Annotated in this window: 14 protein-coding genes; 2 read left to right on the top strand and 12 right to left on the bottom strand. The window is 66.1% G+C overall.

Features of this window, described 5'->3' with window-relative positions; translation table 11 throughout:
* Window positions 1–90: 90 nt before the first annotated feature.
* The 3 genes from IB256_RS18155 to IB256_RS18145 form a co-directional block, all read right to left on the bottom strand.
* Entirely contained in the window at window positions 91–1,095 is a 1,005-nt protein-coding gene (locus IB256_RS18155; RefSeq protein WP_192403534.1) for a FecR family protein, read from the bottom strand.
* Complete coding sequence (locus IB256_RS18150) at window positions 1,092–1,679, bottom strand: sigma-70 family RNA polymerase sigma factor (protein ID WP_192294648.1); 588 nt, start codon at window positions 1,677–1,679, stop codon at window positions 1,092–1,094. Before IB256_RS18150 ends, IB256_RS18155 begins: the two co-directional genes overlap by 4 nt.
* Before the next feature lie 126 nt (window positions 1,680–1,805).
* Window positions 1,806–2,720, bottom strand: coding sequence for a LysR substrate-binding domain-containing protein (locus IB256_RS18145; RefSeq protein WP_184597678.1), 915 nt, complete (start codon window positions 2,718–2,720; stop codon window positions 1,806–1,808).
* Between the two features lie 211 nt (window positions 2,721–2,931).
* Here IB256_RS18145 and aspA point away from each other — a divergent pair, with 211 nt between their 5' ends.
* Window positions 2,932–4,356 (top strand): aspartate ammonia-lyase, encoded by a 1,425-nt coding sequence (aspA, locus tag IB256_RS18140; RefSeq protein ID WP_192294646.1) that lies wholly within the window; start codon window positions 2,932–2,934, stop codon window positions 4,354–4,356.
* Between the two features lie 464 nt (window positions 4,357–4,820).
* On the opposite strand, the gene IB256_RS18135 is transcribed toward aspA, so the two are convergent.
* From IB256_RS18135 to gbcA, 9 genes are all read right to left on the bottom strand, one after another.
* On the bottom strand, window positions 4,821–5,117 hold the full coding sequence (locus tag IB256_RS18135; RefSeq protein ID WP_192403532.1) for a cell division protein ZapA: 297 nt from the start codon (window positions 5,115–5,117) through the stop codon (window positions 4,821–4,823).
* On the bottom strand, window positions 5,114–5,344 hold the full coding sequence (locus IB256_RS18130; RefSeq protein ID WP_138213642.1) for a hypothetical protein: 231 nt from the start codon (window positions 5,342–5,344) through the stop codon (window positions 5,114–5,116). The genes IB256_RS18135 and IB256_RS18130 overlap by 4 nt, the downstream gene beginning before the upstream one ends.
* 264 nt (window positions 5,345–5,608) lie before the next feature.
* On the bottom strand, window positions 5,609–6,385 hold the full coding sequence (locus tag IB256_RS18125) for an electron transfer flavoprotein subunit beta (protein ID WP_138213641.1): 777 nt from the start codon (window positions 6,383–6,385) through the stop codon (window positions 5,609–5,611).
* A gap of 108 nt (window positions 6,386–6,493) precedes the next feature.
* Window positions 6,494–7,726: an electron transfer flavoprotein subunit alpha/FixB family protein gene (locus IB256_RS18120; protein WP_192294644.1), complete on the bottom strand. Its 1,233-nt coding sequence runs from the start codon at window positions 7,724–7,726 to the stop codon at window positions 6,494–6,496.
* Window positions 7,727–7,844: 118 nt separating this feature from the next.
* Complete coding sequence (gene dgcB, locus IB256_RS18115; protein WP_192294704.1) at window positions 7,845–9,812, bottom strand: dimethylglycine demethylation protein DgcB; 1,968 nt, start codon at window positions 9,810–9,812, stop codon at window positions 7,845–7,847.
* A gap of 191 nt (window positions 9,813–10,003) precedes the next feature.
* The gene (dgcA, locus tag IB256_RS18110; RefSeq protein ID WP_192403523.1) at window positions 10,004–12,064 is read right to left on the bottom strand and encodes a dimethylglycine demethylation protein DgcA; all 2,061 of its coding nucleotides are present in this window, start codon (window positions 12,062–12,064) and stop codon (window positions 10,004–10,006) included.
* 74 nt (window positions 12,065–12,138) lie between these two features.
* The gene (locus IB256_RS18105) at window positions 12,139–12,669 is read right to left on the bottom strand and encodes a DUF5943 domain-containing protein (RefSeq protein WP_192294640.1); all 531 of its coding nucleotides are present in this window, start codon (window positions 12,667–12,669) and stop codon (window positions 12,139–12,141) included.
* 124 nt (window positions 12,670–12,793) lie between these two features.
* The gene (locus IB256_RS18100) at window positions 12,794–13,771 is read right to left on the bottom strand and encodes a dipeptidase (RefSeq protein ID WP_192294638.1); all 978 of its coding nucleotides are present in this window, start codon (window positions 13,769–13,771) and stop codon (window positions 12,794–12,796) included.
* A gap of 505 nt (window positions 13,772–14,276) precedes the next feature.
* Complete coding sequence (gbcA, locus tag IB256_RS18095; protein ID WP_192403521.1) at window positions 14,277–15,566, bottom strand: glycine-betaine demethylase subunit GbcA; 1,290 nt, start codon at window positions 15,564–15,566, stop codon at window positions 14,277–14,279.
* A 429-nt stretch (window positions 15,567–15,995) separates the two neighbouring features.
* Between gbcA and gbcB the strand changes: the two genes are divergently transcribed.
* Window positions 15,996–17,099 (top strand): glycine-betaine demethylase subunit GbcB, encoded by a 1,104-nt coding sequence (gbcB, locus tag IB256_RS18090; RefSeq protein ID WP_138213635.1) that lies wholly within the window; start codon window positions 15,996–15,998, stop codon window positions 17,097–17,099.
* The last annotated feature ends 233 nt before the right edge of the window (window positions 17,100–17,332 follow it).

Genomic DNA, 17,332 nt, shown 5'->3' with positions numbered 1-17,332 from the left:
GACTTCACATGCGAATAAATCGCATTCATGACCACTACACGGAGCAGCCGCCTCGGTACCTCATCCCTTTTTCGAAAATATTTTCCGCGCTCAGCGAATCAGCACGAAACGCCCGAGCAGCGGCTGCTGGCGGAAGCCCACCACCGCCTGCAGCGAATCCAGCGCAGCCTGTGGGGCGGCGCTGCGGAAACTGCCGCTGACCCGACGCTGCGCCAGTTCGTTATCGAGCAGCACGATGCGCCCCGGATAGTAGGTACCCAGGCGCTCCAGCACCTCGCCCAACGGCGCGCGGTAGAAGGTCAGCCAGCCCTGTCGCCAGGCCAGCGCGGCCTGGGCGTCGGCGGGCTGCGCGTCGCCCAGTTTCGTGCCGTCGATACCGACGCGTTCGCCCGCGCCGAGCACCACTTCCGGCACGCCCACCGCGCGGCTGCCACGCACCGAGACGCGGCCTTCGGCGACGGTGACACGGGTCTGCTCGCCCAGGCGACGGACTTCGAATTCGGTGCCCAGCACCCGCGCTTCGCTTTCGCCCGCACGCACCACGAAGGGCTTGGGCAGGTGCTTCACGGCAAAGGAGGCGGCGCCGCGCAACAGCTCGACGCGGCGTTGCTCGCCATCCAGGGAGACGGCAACGGCGCTGTCGGCATCCAGGGTCAGGCGCGAGCCGTCATCCAGGGTGATCTCGCGCACTTCGCCCGGCGCGCTGACGTAGTCGGCGGAGAGGTCGGTGAGCCAGTTGCCCGGCGACCACCAGCCACCGGTCCAGAGCATCAGCAGCAGGCAGGCGGCGCTGGCCAGGGGATAGCCCCAGCGTCGGTGATTGGGTTGCGCGCGGCGGATGGCGGGACGATCCATCTGCGCCAGATAGGCGTTCAGGGCAGCATCCTCCTCCACCGCCAGCCGTTGCGCCGGTGCGGCACTGGCCTGCCACAGCGCATCGACTTCGGCATAGGCGCTGGCGTGCCGGGGATCAGCCGCCAGCCAGGCCTGGAAAGCACCCAGCCAGGCTTCGCCGCCGCGATCCTGCAAACGCAGCAGCCACTGGCGCGCCTGACGCTGGGCGTCCTCGGGCGAGGTGGCGATTTCGGGCTTCATCGGTCGGCGGCTCCACGGCGATTGGCCGGCGCGGCGGGCAACAGGCTCGCCTTGCAGGCATCGAGGGCGCGCATCATATGTTTTTCCACCGCGCTCTGGGAAAGCCCCATGGCCGTGGCGATCTCGCCGTAGGTGCGGCCGTGTACGCGGCTGAGCAGGAAAATGTGGCGGGTGCGCTCGGGCAACTGGCGCAGGGCGTCTTCTATGAGGTCCAGGTCGGCACCGGCCTGCACCGCCTGTTCGGGCGAAGGCTGGGCATCGTCGTCATCGGGCAGCAGCGCGCTCAGGGTGCGACCGCGCGAGTCCTCGCCGCGCAGATGGTCGATGGCGAGGTTGCGCGCACTGCGCAGCAGGTAGCTGCCGAGTTCTTCCACCGGCGCCTGAGGACGCTTCCAGAAGCGCAGGAACAGGTCCTGCACCAGGTCCGCCGCCGTGGCGCGGCAACCGACGCGACGCTGCACCAGCGCCTCCATGCGCGGGCGCTGGGACAGGAATACCTGCAGGAAATCCTCGCGCGGCATCGCCTCGGCGGGCGCCGGGGCGTCCGCGGCACGGGAGTCGGCCGGGCGGTCGGAATGGGGCATCGGGGATGGAAGCTCGCCAGCGGTTCGCACCGAAGCCGGCGCGAGGGGAAGACCCTGGAAAGCCGCAAATGATAATGCTTATCAAATAAACGGAACAGTCCCGGTCGTCCGCCTCAGTCCTGCGGATCAAGGCGTCTCGTCAAGCCCCAGGCCGCCTTCCAGCTTGCGCCAGAGCAGGCGAATCTGCGCCTTGCGCACCAGCGCGCAGCGGTACAGGCGGATTTCCTGCGGGACGATCCAGTGCGGACCGCCGCACAGCGCCAGCTCGCCGCGCGCCAGCTCCGACTCCATGCTCAGGCGCGGCACCCAGGCCACGCCCATGCCCTGGAGCGCCATGCTCTTCAGGCTGTCGGCCATCGCCGTTTCATAGACAGTGGTGTAGCGCAGGTTGCGCTGGCGCAGCAGCAGGTTCACCCCGCGCCCGAGGAAGGCGCCGGCGCTGTACGCCAGCAGCGGCACGCTCTGCCCGCTGTCCAGGTCGTAGAGCGGCACGCCGGCGGAGTTCACCGCGCAAACCGGCAGCATCTCGGTGCGCCCCAGGTGCAGCGAGGGGAAGACTTCCGGGTCCATCTGCAGCGCGGCGTCCGGGTCGTAGAAGGCCATCATCAGATCGCAGCCGCCTTCACGCAGCAGGTGCACCGCCTCGCCGACGTTGGTCGCCACCAGGCGGCTGGCGATGTTCAGGCCCTCGGAGCGCAGGCGCGCGATCCACGCCGGGAAGAAGCCCAGCGCCAGGGAGTGCGCGGCGGCGAACTGCAGCACCTCGCCCTGCCCGCCTTCCAGATGATGCAGGTGGCGCACCACCTGGCCGAGCTGCTCGACCACCGCGCGGGCGGTGACCAGGAACAGCTGACCGGCCTCGGTCAGCTCGATGGGCGTGCGCTGGCGGTTCACCAGGGTCAGGCCGAGGGCGTCCTCCAGGCTGCGGATGCGCCGGCTGAAGGCCGGCTGCGTCACGAAGCGCTTTTCAGCGGCCTGGGAAAAACTGCGGGTGGTGGCCAGGGTGCTGAAATCTTCCAGCCATTTGGTCTCGAGGTTCACGTCAACTCCAACGCTGTCACACGCTGATCGATTGGTCAGGAGCCGGGCGCGCGTAGCACAGTCACACGCTCGCCGTCATCAATTCGTCACAGGGTACATTATGCCGTTCGTGCATGAGGCAGCCTTTAACAGCATTGGCCGACGAAAGGCGAAATCCCTAGTCTACCGGGCATCGCGGCACTGGCCGTGTTCCTTTGAGACAATCTCTGTCATGTCCCCTGTTGCATCGTTCCGCATCGAGAAAGACCTCCTCGGCACCCTCGAAGTACCTTCTGACGCCTACTTCGGCATTCAGACCCTGCGCGCTGTGAACAACTTCCGCCTCTCGGGCGTGCCGCTGTCGCACTACCCGAAACTGGTCGTCGCCCTGGCGATGGTCAAGCAGGCGGCAGCCGATGCCAACCACAAGCTCGGCCACCTGCCGGCAGACAAGCACGCCGCCATCAGCGAAGCCTGTGCCCGTCTGATCCGTGGCGATTTCCACGACCAGTTCGTGGTGGACATGATCCAGGGTGGCGCCGGCACCTCGACCAACATGAACGCGAACGAAGTCATCGCGAACATCGCGCTCGAAGCCATGGGCCACACCAAGGGTGAGTACAAGCACCTGCACCCGAACAACGACGTGAACATGGCGCAGTCGACCAACGACGCGTACCCGACCGCCATCCGCCTGGGCCTGCTGCTCGGCCACGACACCCTGCTGGCCAGCCTCGACAGCCTGATCCAGGCCTTCGCCGCCAAGGGCGTCGAGTTCGCCAGCGTACTGAAGATGGGCCGTACCCAGCTGCAGGACGCGGTGCCGATGACCCTCGGCCAGGAATTCCACGCCTTCGCCACCACCCTGAGCGAAGATCTCGACCGCCTGCGTCGCCTGGCGCCGGAGCTGCTGACCGAAGTGAACCTCGGCGGCACCGCGATCGGCACCGGCATCAACGCCGACCCCGGCTACCAGAAGCTGGCCGTCGAGCGCCTGGCTGAAATCAGCGGCCACCCGGTCGTCCCGGCCGCCGACCTGATCGAAGCCACCTCCGACATGGGCGCCTTCGTGCTGTTCTCCGGCATGCTCAAGCGCACCGCGGTCAAGCTGTCGAAGATCTGCAACGACCTGCGCCTGCTGTCCAGCGGCCCGCGCACCGGCATCAACGAGATCAACCTGCCGCCGCGTCAGCCGGGCAGCTCGATCATGCCGGGCAAGGTCAACCCGGTGATCCCGGAGGCGGTGAACATGTGCGCCTTCGAAATCATGGGCAACGACCTGGCGCTGACCATCGCTGCCGAAGGCGGCCAGCTGCAGCTGAACGTGATGGAGCCGCTGATCGCCTACAAGATCTTCGACTCGATCCGCCTGCTCCAGCGCGCCATGGACATGCTGCGCGAGCATTGCATCACCGGCATCACCGCCAACGTCGAGCGCTGCCACCAACTGGTGGAGCACAGCATCGGCCTGGTCACCGCGCTGAACCCGTACATCGGCTACGAGAACTCCACCCGCATCGCCAAGATCGCGCTGGAAACCGGCCGCGGCGTACTGGAACTGGTTCGCGAGGAACAGCTGCTGGACGAAGCCACCCTGGCCGACATCCTGCTGCCGGAAAACATGATCGCCCCGCGCCTGATTCCGCTGCGCGCCTGATCACCCGCCCGGTGCGAGCCGGGCACGTCTCACCGGTTGAGGGGGAGTACTCCTTCCTCACCTTTCAGGGATTGGTTACCCCCACTCCCTTCTTTTATGCCCGGCGCGGCGGACTTGTCCGAAGCGCCACGTCTCACCGGTTGAGGGGCCTCTTGGCCCACTCTCCTTTAGAAGGGACACCGCTTACCCCGGTGTCCCCTTTTTTTTGCCTGCGTTTCGGGCAAGACGAAAAGCATTGCGGACGGATAGCTCTGCGCTCGGGTCGGCCCTCACCCTAACCCTCTCCCAGGGGGAGAGGGGACCGTTCGGTGCAGGATGAAACCAAGGCGTCAGCCGGCACAATCGGCTCCCTCTCCCTCCGGGAGAGGGCTGGGGTGAGGGAATGGCGCAGGCACGGACTCACCCGTGACAAGAGGGCGCGTCTCAGGGGCAGTGCCTATAGGAGCGAGAAGGCCCGGCGGGAATCACTCCTGCCGTTGCAGGTGATCGAGAATCCGTCGGTTGAGGGCGGTGATACGCTCCACGGCGTCCGCCTCGTCGCACTCCCCGTCCTGCGCGCCGAGCTGACGGGCACAGAGGTTGAGCGCGGAAAGCACCATCAGCTCATTGCTGGTGACGTAGGGGAATTTCTTCTTGCTGGCGGTGATCTCCGCCTGCAACAGCGCGGCCGCGTCCTGCAGCCGGCGCTCTTCACCGGCCGGCGCCCGGACGCTGTATTCGCGTCCGAGGATGCGCAGGACGCGGACGCCGTCGCCACTCATGCGTGGGCGCGGCTGTCGCTGACGCGGCGGATCAGCGCCTGCAGGCGGGTGGCCGTGGCGTTGTGCTTCTCTTCCTGCTCCATCAGGGACAGCTGCAGGCTGTCGTTTTCCTCACGGGCCTTGAGCAGCTCTTCACGCACAGCGGCGTTGTCCTGCACCAGCACTTCGTTCTGCTGCAGCAGTTCGGCGACCAGCTGTTCAAGTTGTTCGAGGGTGGAATCAAGCATGGGAGCCTCCGCAAAGCCTTTCAAAGGGTGCGGAGGATAAAGAAAGGGGCGCGGCGGGGCCAGCAGAAACGGGAATCTTCTGACAAGCCGTATACTGTCAATTCAATAGCTTACGAGATAATTCTCGTGTCATTTCAATGATTTCCGGCCGCCAGCGTGATTTCGACCGGGAAATCGCCCGCAAGGTTCGCTGGCGCGGACATCTGCAGGAGAGAGCCATGCCCGCCATCGCGCCCATGGGGCGCTCCTAAAGGGAGCGCGGTATCAGACGCGGATCACACCCTCTTCGCGGAGCAACTTGAAGATCGCCTCGGCGCCCGCTTCAGCCGTGACGTCCTTGAGCACCTGCCCGGTGCCGCCGGAAGCCTTGGCGGTGGCGGCCTTCATACGCTCGGCGCCGGTCTTCGCCTTGATCACCTTCAGCCGCTTGGGACGCGGGCGCGCCGGTTGCAGATTGCCTTCGGCGAGCAGCGGGTCGTCCAGCACTTCCACCTCGTGGGCTTCCAGGTAGCCGCGGCGGGCCGGGCCGAAGGCACTCTGGCGAGCCACCGGCGCGGCATTGTCGACGCTGGCGACGAAGGGCAGGCGAACCTTCAGCCGGCGGCGCTGGCCACGGGGCAAGGCCTGCAGCACCTGAGCGCTGCCGCCTTCGACCTTCTCCACTTCCGCCAGGCCGACCACCAGCGGCCAGCCCAGCCGCTCAGCCAGCAGGAACGGCAGCATGCCCGAGCCTTCGCCGGTTTCCGCCTGGGTGCCGGTGAGTACCAGTTGCGCATCGCTGTCGCCGAGGTAAGCCGCCAGCGCCGGCAGGGCGTCGGCGCCTGCGGGTTGCTCCAGCACCGCCAGCTCGTCCAGGCCCATGCCGAGGTAGCCGCGCAGCGCTTCCTCCCCGGCGTCGCCGGCATGCACCACCCGCAGGCGCTTGCCGGCAAGGCTCATGCCCAGCTCCACCGCGCGGGCATCCTGGTCGGCACGGCGCGCACGACCGGAGGCCGGGTGGGCGCCGATGGAAACCAGGGCGACGATATTCAGGTCGTTCATGCTGCAATCTCGACGTAGGGCGAATAACGCGCAGCGTTATCCGCCGTTGTGACGATGGTGGCGGATAAAGCCTGTGGCTTTATGCGCCCTGCGAGGATGCCGGAGGCGTCAGGCCGCATCGCGCGCCGCTCCATTGCGATGGGCTTCGGCCAGGGCCATCAGCGCCTTGAGGATCGCCGTGGAATCGCCGATCACCGAGAGGTCGGCGCGTTTGATCATGTCGCAGCCCGGGTCCATGTTGATCGCCACCACCTTGTCGCAGGAGCCGATGCCCTGCAGGTGCTGGATCGCCCCGGAAATGCCGACGGCGAGATAGACCCGCGCAGTCACCCAGGTGCCGGTGGCGCCGACCTGGCGAGCGCGCGGCATGTGGCCGTCGTCCACCGCCACGCGGGAAGCCCCCTCGGTGGCGCCGAGAGCGACAGCAGCGCGGTGGAACAGGTCCCAGTCCTTCACGCCATTGCCGCCGGAGAGGATGAACTCCGCCTCGGCCATGGGAATCTGCGCCGGGTCCACGGCCACCGGGCCGAGGTCTTCGATACGCGGGATGTTGCGCGCGACGCTGGAGTCCAGTTCCACGGCTCGGGCTTCGTGGCGGGTCTCGCTGACCGGCTCGGCACACTCGGCAGCGGCCAGGATCAGGCGCGGCAGCTCGCGGTGCAGGTCCTGCTGACCGGCACCGGCACGGCCGACGCAGCGCTCGCCTTCGGCCTGCCAGACGCGGGTCGCCGGGCGTTCGCCCAGGCTCGCGGCGAAGCGGCGGCCCAGTTCGCCGCCACCGCTGCGGCTGTCGGGGAGCAACCAGTGGCGCGGAGCGAACTGGCTATTGGCTGAGCGCAGCGCCAGCACCCGTTGTTCCGGGGCGTAGCCGTCGTACTCGTTGCCTTCGATCATCAGCAGGCGGTCGACGCCGGCGGTATCGAAGGCACTTTCCTTGTGCTCGCCAAACACCACAGCCAGCACCGCGCCATCGCTGCCGGCGAGCTTGCGGGCCAGGCCCAGCAGGTCGCGGTCGTGACTGGAAAGGCGGCCGCCGACCATGTCCGGTACCACGGCAATCAGGAACGCCGGCTCTTCAAGAATCACCAGCGGCAGCTGCACCACTTCAGGAGCACTGCCGCGCTTGCCGCCGGTGCCCTGCTGGCCACCGGAGCGGTCGATGCGTTTGACGCCATTGGGGCCGATGAAGCCGACCGCATGGGGGTTCTTGCGTACCACACCGTCGGGGCCCATCCAGCGGCTCTCACCGCCCAGGGCCGATTGCATGGCCGCGTGCAGCGGATGCAGGCGGTTGCGGGCGATCCACTCGGCGCGCGGGTCGCGGCGGATGATGTCGCTCATGCTCGATGCTCCAGGCAGGTGTAGGGCGAATAACGCGCAGCGTTATCCGCCGATGACGTCGAGACGGCGGATAAAGCCGTTGGCTTTATCCGCCCTACGAAGGCTTCCGGCGAGTTCATCAGTGCACCTCCGCCGTTTCTTCACGGCGCGCCAGCGAAGGCTTTTTTGCCGGCACCTCGGTGGCCTCGATGAGGACCTCGGCAACCAGTTCGGCGATGTCCTTGATCTCCGGGCGGGGCGCGACCACGCCCTCGAGCATCGCGGTGCATTGCGGGCAGCCCACGGCCACCAGTTCGGCACCAGTCTCTTTGATGTCGGCCATGCGCATGTCGGGAATCCGCTGCTTGCCGGGGATGTCGGTGATCGGCGCGCCGCCGCCGCCGCCGCAGCAGCGCGAGCGGAAGCCGGAGCGTTGCATTTCTTTGACCTCGATGCCGATGGCCTTGAGCACAGCGCGTGGCGCTTCGTACTCGCCGTTGTAGCGCCCGAGGTAGCAGGGGTCGTGGTAAGTCACGCTGGCGGCCTTGCTCTGGCCGAGGTTCAGCGCGCCCTTCTGTACCAGCTCGTCGATGAAGGTGGTGTGGTGCAGCACCTGGTAGTCGCCGCCCAGCGCGCCGTATTCGTTCTTCAGCACGTGGAAGCTGTGCGGGTCGCAGCTGACGATGCGCTTGAAGCGGTACTTGGACAGGGTGGCGATGTTGCGTCTGGCCAGGGCCTGGAAGGTGGCTTCGTCACCCAGGCGGCGGGCCACGTCGCCACTGTCGCGCTCTTCCAGGCCGAGTACGGCGAAGTCGACATTGGCGGCCTTGAGGATCTTCACGAAGGACCGCAGGGTGCGCTGGTTGCGCATGTCGAAGGCACCGTCGCCGACCCAGAACAGCACGTCGGCCTGCTGCTTGTCGGCCAGCAGCGGCAGGTTCAGGTCCGCCGCCCAGTTCAGCCGGCCACCGGGGGCGAAGCCGCCGGGGTTGTCGGTGGCGATCAGATTTTCCAGCACCTCGGCGCCCTTGTTCGGGGTCGCGCCCTTTTCCAGGGTGAGGTGGCGGCGCATATCGACGATGGCGTCGACGTGCTCGATCATCATCGGGCACTCCTCGACGCAGGCGCGGCAGGTAGTGCAGGACCACAGGGTCTCGGCATCCACCAGCGCCTTGCCGTCCAGCTCGACGATGGGCTGGTGCGGGCCGCCGCGGTGTTCGCCCAGCGGTTTTCCCGGATACGGGGAGCCGGCGAAGTTGGCGTCGCTGCCGCCAGCCAGGCCGATCACCATGTCCTGGATGAGCTTCTTCGGGTTCAGCGGCTGGCCGGCAGCGAAGGCCGGGCACATGGCCTCGCACTTGCCGCACTGCACGCAGGCGTCGAAGCCGAGCAACTGGTTCCAGGTGAAGTCGGTGGGCTTCTCGACGCCCAGCGGCGCCATGGGGTCTTCCAGGTTCAGCGGCTTGAGGCCGGTGGAACGACCGCCGCCGAAGCGCTCGGAACGGCGGTGCCAGGCCAGGTGCAGGGCGCCGGCGAAGGCATGCTTCATCGGCCCGCCCCAGGTCATGCCGAAGAACAGCTCGGACACGCCCCAGGCCACACCGACGGCGAGGATGGCAGCGAGGAACCAGCCACCGAAACCTTCCGGCAGAATGCCGGCCACCGGCAGAGTGGCGATGAAGAAGCTCGCCGAGAACATCAGCAGGCTTTTCGGCAGGCGCATCCACGGGCCTTTCGACAGCCGCGACGGCGGATCGAGGCGGCGCTTGGCAACGAACAGCGCGCCGCAGAACATCAGCGCGGTGGCGGCCAGCAGGGCGAAGCCGAGGATGCGGCTGTGCAGGCCGAAGCCGTGCACGAGGATGGCCAGCAGCGCGGCGGCGACGAAACCACCGGCAGTGGCCACGTGGGTCTTCGACATGTACTTGTCGCGCTCGACCACGTGGTGCAGGTCCACCAGGTAGCGGCGCGGCATCTTCAGCAGGCCGCCGATCCAGTCGACCTGGGCGGGCCGGCCGCGGCGCCACATCGTAAAGCGCTTCACGGCGCCCAGCACGGCGAGGCCGAGGGCGCTGAAGAGCAGGATAGGGAGGATGATGTTGAGCATTGTCATGGGTCTCCTCGCAGGGACCGAAATGGGGACTCCGGACCAGTCCCCTCTCCCTTCAGGGAGAGGGTTAGGGAGAGGGTGTTCGAGCCGGCACTGCGCATGGCCTGAAACACCTTCTCCCCCCGCCCTCTCCCGCAAGCGGGAGAGGGGGCTATCCGAGCCAGCCGGAGATCCTTACCGGGCCTGTATCAGAAGTCCTTGCACAGACGCAGCGCGTCATAGATCGCGGCATGGGTGTTGCGCTGGGCCACGCAGTCGCCGATGCGGAACAGCAGGTAGCCATCGCCAGCCTCGCTGAGGCACGGCTGCGGCTTGATCGCGAACAGCGCCTCGACGTCGATCTGGCCCTTGTTGCGCGAACCCTGCTTGAGCGCGTAGTACAGGCTCTCGTCCGGACGTACGCCGTTCTCCACGACGATCTGGTCGACCACCCGCTCCTCTTTGGCGCCGGTGTATTCGTTCTCCAGCACCGCCACCAGCTTGTCGCCCTCGCGGTAGACCTTCTCCAGCATCAGGTCCCCGGTCATGATCACTTCCTTGGGGTACATGCTGCGGTAGTAGGTCGGGAAGGTGGTGCCGCCGATGGCCACGCCCGGCTTGATGTCGTCGGTGACGATCTCGACCTGGGCGCCCTTGTCGGCGAGGAAGTCCGCCACCGACATGCCGCTGAATTCGCAGATAGTGTCGTAGACCAGCACGTTCTTGCCCGGCGCCACCTTGCCGTCGAGCACGTCCCAGCTGCTGACCACCAGCCCTTCGGCAGCGCCCCAGTGTTCGTTCTGCTCGAGGAAGGGATGGCCACCGTTGGCCAGCACCACCACGTCGGGGCGCAGGTCCATGATGGTGTCGGCGTCCGCGCCGGTGCCCAGGCGCAGGTCGACATTCAGGCGCGCCAGTTCCAGCTGGTACCAGCGGGTGATGCCGGCGATCTGGTCGCGCTGCGGGGCTTTCGAGGCCGTAGTGATCTGCCCGCCCAGTTGGTCCTTCTTCTCGAACAGGGTGACCTCGTGACCGCGCTCGGCGGCGACGCGCGCCGCTTCCATGCCGGCCGGGCCGCCACCAACGACCACCACCTTGCGTTTCACGCCGGTGGTCTTCTCGATGATGTGCGGTACGCCCATGTATTCGCGGGAGGTGGCGGCGTTCTGGATGCACAGCACGTCCAGGCCCTGGTACTGGCGGTCGATGCAGTAGTTGGCGCCGACGCACTGCTTGATCTGGTCGATCTGGCCCATCTTGATCTTGGCGATCAGGTGCGGGTCGGCGATGTGCGCGCGGGTCATGCCGACCATGTCCACGTAGCCGCCCTCAAGGATGCGCGTGGCCTGGTTCGGGTCCTTGATGTTCTGCGCGTGCAGCACCGGCACATTGACCACTTCCTTGATGCCGGCAGCCAGGTGCAGGAAGGGCTCTGGCGGGTAGGTCATGTTCGGGATGACGTTGGCCAGGGTGTTGTGGGTGTCGCAGCCCGAGCCGACCACGCCGATGAAGTCGATCATCCCGGTGTCGCTGTAGTACTTGGCGATCTGCTTCATGTCGTCGTGGGTGAGGCCGTCCGGGTGGAACTCGTCACCGCAGATGCGCATGCCGACGCAGAAGTCGTCACCGACTTCCCGGCGTACGGCCTTGAGCACTTCCAGGCCGAACTTCATGCGGCCCTCGAAGGTGCCGCCCCACTCGTCGGTCCGCTTGTTGACACGCGGGCTCCAGAACTGGTCGATCATGTGCTGGTGCACGGCGGACAGCTCGACGCCGTCCAGGCCGCCTTCCTTCGCCCGGCGTGCCGCTTGGGCGTAGTTGCCGATCACCCGCCAGATCTCTTCCGGCTCGATGGTCTTGCAGGTGGCGCGGTGCACCGGTTCGCGGATACCCGAGGGCGACATCAGGGTCGGCCAGTTGAAGCCGTCCCAGCGCGAGCGGCGGCCCATGTGGGTAATCTGGATCATGATCTTGGCCCCATGCTTGTGCATGGCGTCGGCCAGGTTCTGGAAGTGCGGGATGATGCGGTCGGTGGAGAGGTTCACCGAGCTCCACCATTCCTGCGGGCTGTCGATGGCGACCACGGAGGAACCGCCGCAGATGGCCAGGCCGATGCCGCCCTTGGCCTTCTCCTCGTAATACTTCACGTAGCGCTCGGTGGTCATGCCGCCGTCGGTGGCGTAGACCTCGGCGTGGGCGGTGGAGAGCACGCGGTTGCGGATGGTCAGCTTGCCGATCTGGATCGGCTGGAACATTGCCTCGAAAGCCATTGCGGCATCCTCACGGGATCAGAGGTTTCTTGTTGTGGTGGCGGCCCACGGGCCGCCGGTGCCGAAGTCGTGGATCAGAGGGGTTTGACGACGAACAGACCGTCGTCATGGCCTTCCTCGGCGCCGCTGTAGACCTGCTCGGCCGCGGTGCGCAGCTCGCTACCGCGTGCCTGGAGAATCTGGTCCATGGCGCCGGCGAACCAGCCGGTGAACATGTAGTCGACCTTGCGGTTGACCTTGCCGTAGACGTAGACGAAGGCCGAATGCTTCAGGCGTACCTGGGCAGTGCCCTTGTCGAGGTCGATCTGCTCGATCTGAAACAGGCCCCAACCGCGCTGGGACAGGCGCTTCATGTAGTGCTCGAAGACCTCCACGCCGACCAGGCCGTGGCACTCGGCTTCTTTCTCGCACCAGTGCCAGGCGGACTTGTAGCCGGCCTTGTAGAGGATTTGCGCGTAGCGCTCGGCGCCCAGCTCTTCCTCGATGCCCATGTGGTTGTTGACGAAGAAATGCCGCGGTACGTAGAGCATCGGCAGGGCGTCGGAGGTCCAGACGCCGGTTTCGCTGTCGACTTCGATGGGCAGTTCGGGGGCGTGTTTGGCCATGAGGTTTCGCTCCAATTCTTTTGGCTCCCTCTCCCTGGGGGAGAGGGTTGGGGTGAGGGGTTCTACGGGTGAGCGCGACAGCCCTCACCCCGGCCCTCTCCCGGAGGGAGAGGGGAAAAGCGGATTACTCGCCCCAGACTTCGCCGAGGATGCGCACCCAGTTCTCGCCCATGACCTTGCGCACCACGCGCTCGGGCATGCCGCGCTTGAGCAGGGTTTCGGTGAGGTTGGGGAATTCACCCACGGTGCGGATGCCCAGCGGGTTGACGATCTTCCCGAAGTTGGTGAGGCGGCGGGCGTAACCCTTGTCGTGGGTCAGCCACTCGAAGAAGTCCTGGCCGTGGCCCTGGGTGAAGTCGGTGCCGATACCGATGGCGTCCTCGCCGACGATGTTCATCACGTACTCGATGGCTTCGGCGTAGTCATCGATGGTCGAGTCGATGCCCTTGGCGAGGAAGGGCGCGAACATGGTCACGCCGACGAATCCGCCGTGGTCGGCGATGAACTTCAGCTCGGCGTCGGACTTGTTGCGCGGGTGCTCTTTGAGGCCGGACGGCAGGCAGTGGGAGTAGGTGACGGGCTTCTTCGACTCGAGGATGACTTCCTCGGAGGTCTTGGAGCCGACGTGGGACAGGTCACACATGATGCCGACGCGGTTCATCTCCGCGACGATCTCGCGGCCGAAGCCGGAGAGGCCGCCGTCGCGCTCGTAGCAGCCGGTGCCGACCAGATTCTGGGTGTTGTAGCACATCTGCACGATGCCCACGCCCAACTGCTTGAACACCTCGACGTAGCCCAGCTGGTCCTCGAACGCGTGGGCGTTCTGGAAGCCGAAGAGGATGCCGGTCTTGCCCTGCTCCTTGGCCTTGCGGATGTCGGCGGTGCTACGCACCTGCAGTACCAGGTCGCTGTTGTCGCGGATCAGCTTGCTGCTGGAGACGATGTTGTTCACCGTCGCCTGGAATCCTTCCCACACCGACACGGTGCAGTTGGCGGCGGTCAGGCCGCCCTTGCGCATGTCCTCGAACAGCTCGCGGTTCCATTTGGCGATGATCAGGCCATCGATGACGATGCTGTCGGCGTGAAGTTCGGCTGGGCTCATCTTGGCGTCTCTCTTATCAGGGCCGGCTGGTCAGGCAAGGCTTGTCAGGCTTGGCGCGGCGGGTTTTTCCCCGACGCTTTGCAGGCAGGATATCCCTGCACCCCGAGGCGACCCGGTTCGAAAACGACCAGGGTCATACCGAAAGCGTCAACCTCGCGACACGGGCGACAGCGTTTACGTCGCGCAGGGGAACGTGGGCCGCGCAAAGGCTCGGAAGCCGCGGATTACGGAGTAAGGGGAGATTCAGAGCCGAGACGCAGGATGGCGTGGAGCGCAGCGATACCCGTCAATTCACGACCGCGCTGCGCCGATGGGTATCGCTTCGCTCCACCCATCCCACAAAGAGCGCAGCGACAGGAATCAGCGCTTGCGCCAGCAGGCAAAGAGGTTCCACGCCACCAGGCCGGTGACGAAAGCGGAGCTGCTGTAGAAGAGCATGGCATCCACGTGGCTTCCTCCTGAACGACAACGCCCCCGAGAGACGGGGGCGCTGGGTGGCTGGGGCTTACTTCTCGGCGACCAGGCGGGCGTGGGCGGACTCCTCGCCCAGGTTGTTCAGCAGCCGCTCGCTGTACCAGTCGAGGAAGTTGATCACGCCGAACTCGTAGGTCTTGGAGTACGGCCCCGGCTGGTAGGCGGTGGAGTTGATGCCGCGCTGGTTCTCCTCTGCCAGGCGACGGTCCTGGTCGTTGGTGGCGTCCCAGACCTCGCGCAGGCGGGCGACGTCGTAGTCGACGCCTTCCACCGCATCCTTGTGCACCAGCCACTTGGTGGTGACCCTGGTTTCCTGCGCGCTGATCGGCCACACGGTGAAGACGATCAGGTGGTCGCCCATGCAGTGGTTCCACGAGTGCGGCAGGTGCAGGATGCGCATCGAGCCCAGGTCCGGGTTCTGGATGCGGCCCATGAGCTTCTTGCTGCCCTGCTTGCCGTCCATGGTCATGGACACGGTGCCCTGCAGCAGGGGCATGCGCACGATGCGGTTGCGCAGGCCGAAGCTTTCGTGGGCATAGGGAATCTTCTCGGCTTCCCAGGCGGTGGTGCAGGCGGCGACCTGGTCCTTGAACGCCTGGCTGGCGCGCGGGTCGGTGACGTCGTCCCACTCCAGCAGGGTGTTCAGCAGCTCCGGGTGCGAGCCGTTGCAGTGGTAGCACTCGCGGTTGTTTTCCAGCACCAGCTTCCAGTTGGCCTTTTCCATCAGCGTGGTCTGCACCGCGACCTTGGTGTTCTCCATGTCGTACGGCTCCATGTAGTGCTCGAGCGTACGCAGGAAGTCATCGATGGCCGGCGGGTTCTCCGACAGCGAGATGAAGATGTAGCCGCCGGCAGTCTTCACGTTCACCGGCTTGAGGCTGTAGTCCTTCATGTCGAAGTCGGCGCCCATCTCGGTGCCGGCGAACAGCAGGCGGCCGTCCAGCTCGTAGGTCCACTGGTGGTAGGGGCAGACCAGCTTGGCGACCTTGCCCTTGTCGCTGACGCACAGGCGCGAGCCACGGTGGCGGCAGACGTTGTGGAAGGCGTGGATCTTGCCCTCGGCGCCGCGCAGGACGATCACCGGGTTGTCGCCGATCTGCAGGGTGAGGAAGTTGCCCTTGGCGGGGATCTCGCAGGTCATGCCAGCGATCAGCCACTCCTTGTGGAAGATCTCCTGCATGTCCAGCTGGAACAGGCGCTCGTCGTTGTAGAAGGGCTGCGGCAGCGAGAAGCTGTGGTCGCGACTGCGCAGCATCTCGGCGGTGGCCTTGCGGGCCGGTTCCAGCGGGTCGCCCAGACTCAGGGTAGTGGTGACGTCCATTGCTCGGTCCTCATGCCGCAGCCCGGTCGGGCTGCCGGCGGAAATAAGTGGCTGATACGGTTTGCCACGCAGGGCTTGTTTGCGGCAGGTGCCAGGCGCGCCGAGTGCGCCGTTTCCCGCCGTCTCGCTCAACCTTGGGAGTTGCTCGGCATGGCGCTGAGTGTGGGGCCGCACCCCGGGATTACCCTTATCCATGGGCGACACGGCCAGATCATTTCCCGACGCGCAACGGCACGTCCCAGGCGGCAGGTCGCGATAAGCATGCAAATGTCGCTGGCAGGTAAATGCAGCGGCCATCCTCATGCACACAATCCGCCCCATCAGGCATGCCGAAAGGCCCCGTGCTTTCTACGCTCGAACGACGTAGGCAAACGGGCCCCGGCGCTGCCCCATCAGGCCCAGCACGGCCCGCGTGCGCGGAGAGACAGCATGTCGACGAACAACTTCCTCAATCCGGTGAATACCCAGACCTGGGCCAACGGGCGCCACCTGGTGCGCTGCGTGAAGGCTATCCAGGAAACCTGGGATGTACGCACCTTCTGCTTCATGGCCGACGCGCCGATCATGTTCTTCTTCAAGCCGGGGCAGTTCGTCACCCTGGAGCTGGAGATCGACGGCCAGCCGATCATGCGTTCCTACACCATCTCCAGCTCGCCCTCGGTGCCCTACAGCTTCTCCATCACCATCAAGCGCGTGCCCGGTGGCAAGGTGTCGAACTGGCTGCACGACAACCTCAAGGAAGGCGACCAGATCCCGGTGCACGGGCCCGTGGGCAATTTCAACGCCATCGACTTCCCCGCCGAGAAGGTGCTGTTCCTCTCCGGCGGCGTCGGCATCACCCCGGTGATGTCCATGTCACGCTGGTTCTTCGACACCAACGGCAACGTCGACATGGTCTTCGTGCACAGCGCGCGCACGCCCAAGGACATCATCTACCACCGCGAGCTGGAGCACATGAACTCGCGGATCAACAACTTCAAGCTGTATCTGGTCTGCGAGAAGTACGAGATGGGCGAGTCCTGGGCTGGCTACCGGGGCTACCTGAACAAGGCGATGCTGCAGTTGATGGCGCCGGACTTCCTCGAGCGCGAGGTATTCTGCTGCGGCCCGACGCCCTACATGCACGCGGTCAAGCGCCTGCTCGAAGCCGAGGGCTACGACATGTCGCGCTACCACGAGGAGGCCTTCGGCCCGACCCCGCCGGAAGTCCGCGCCGACGTGAAGGAACTGGCCGCCGAAGCCGCCGAGGCGCCGGCCGTGCCCCTGGCCGAGCAGAACCTGGTGGAGTTCTGCGAGACCGGCAAGAGCATCCGCGTGGCACCGGGCGAGACCGTCCACGCCGCCGCCGCGCAGCTCGGCCTGCACATTCCCAAGGCCTGCGGCATGGGCATCTGCGGCACCTGCAAGGTGATGAAGCGCTCGGGCGAGGTGGAGATGGAGCACAACGGCGGGATCACCGACGAAGACGTCGCCGAAGGCTACATCCTGTCCTGCTGCAGCGTGCCCAAGGGTGACGTGGTGATCGAGTACTGATCACAGCCTGCCCCCACCTGTCCCACATGTTACCCACTGAGTTATCCACAGGCTGAAGGTGTCCCGAGGCAAGCTCGGAGACACCTCTGGCCGAACCGGCTGGCCGCCTCGATCCCGTCTGCAACCCGCATGCCACGTGACTTTCGCCTTTCCCGCAGACCCGCCGGGCAGGCGCGCGCCAAGGCCCAGCCACGGGCCTTTGCGGGCAGCAGCTGCGACGAATATCCACATTC

The sequence above is a fragment of the Pseudomonas sp. PDM17 genome, from assembly GCF_014851985.1.
Lineage (GTDB): Bacteria > Pseudomonadota > Gammaproteobacteria > Pseudomonadales > Pseudomonadaceae > Pseudomonas.
The sequence above is the reverse complement of the archived record's forward strand: the minus strand, read 5'-3'. Positions and strand labels throughout refer to the sequence as shown.

Excerpts from the sequence above, each read along its gene's own strand:
- IB256_RS18155 (WP_192403534.1), bottom strand. The coding sequence starts at position 1,095 with ATGAAGCCCGAAATCGCCACCTCGCCCGAGGACGCCCAGCGTCAGGCG.
- IB256_RS18150 (WP_192294648.1), bottom strand. The coding sequence starts at position 1,679 with ATGCCCCATTCCGACCGCCCGGCCGACTCCCGTGCCGCGGACGCCCCG.
- aspA (WP_192294646.1), top strand. The coding sequence starts at position 2,932 with ATGTCCCCTGTTGCATCGTTCCGCATCGAGAAAGACCTCCTCGGCACC.
- IB256_RS18135 (WP_192403532.1), bottom strand. The coding sequence starts at position 5,117 with ATGAGTGGCGACGGCGTCCGCGTCCTGCGCATCCTCGGACGCGAATAC.
- IB256_RS18130 (WP_138213642.1), bottom strand. The coding sequence starts at position 5,344 with ATGCTTGATTCCACCCTCGAACAACTTGAACAGCTGGTCGCCGAACTG.
- IB256_RS18125 (WP_138213641.1), bottom strand. The coding sequence starts at position 6,385 with ATGAACGACCTGAATATCGTCGCCCTGGTTTCCATCGGCGCCCACCCG.
- IB256_RS18120 (WP_192294644.1), bottom strand. The coding sequence starts at position 7,726 with ATGAGCGACATCATCCGCCGCGACCCGCGCGCCGAGTGGATCGCCCGC.
- dgcB (WP_192294704.1), bottom strand. The coding sequence starts at position 9,812 with ATGCTCAACATCATCCTCCCTATCCTGCTCTTCAGCGCCCTCGGCCTC.
- dgcA (WP_192403523.1), bottom strand. The coding sequence starts at position 12,064 with ATGGCTTTCGAGGCAATGTTCCAGCCGATCCAGATCGGCAAGCTGACC.
- IB256_RS18105 (WP_192294640.1), bottom strand. The coding sequence starts at position 12,669 with ATGGCCAAACACGCCCCCGAACTGCCCATCGAAGTCGACAGCGAAACC.
- IB256_RS18100 (WP_192294638.1), bottom strand. The coding sequence starts at position 13,771 with ATGAGCCCAGCCGAACTTCACGCCGACAGCATCGTCATCGATGGCCTG.
- gbcA (WP_192403521.1), bottom strand. The coding sequence starts at position 15,566 with ATGGACGTCACCACTACCCTGAGTCTGGGCGACCCGCTGGAACCGGCC.
- gbcB (WP_138213635.1), top strand. The coding sequence starts at position 15,996 with ATGTCGACGAACAACTTCCTCAATCCGGTGAATACCCAGACCTGGGCC.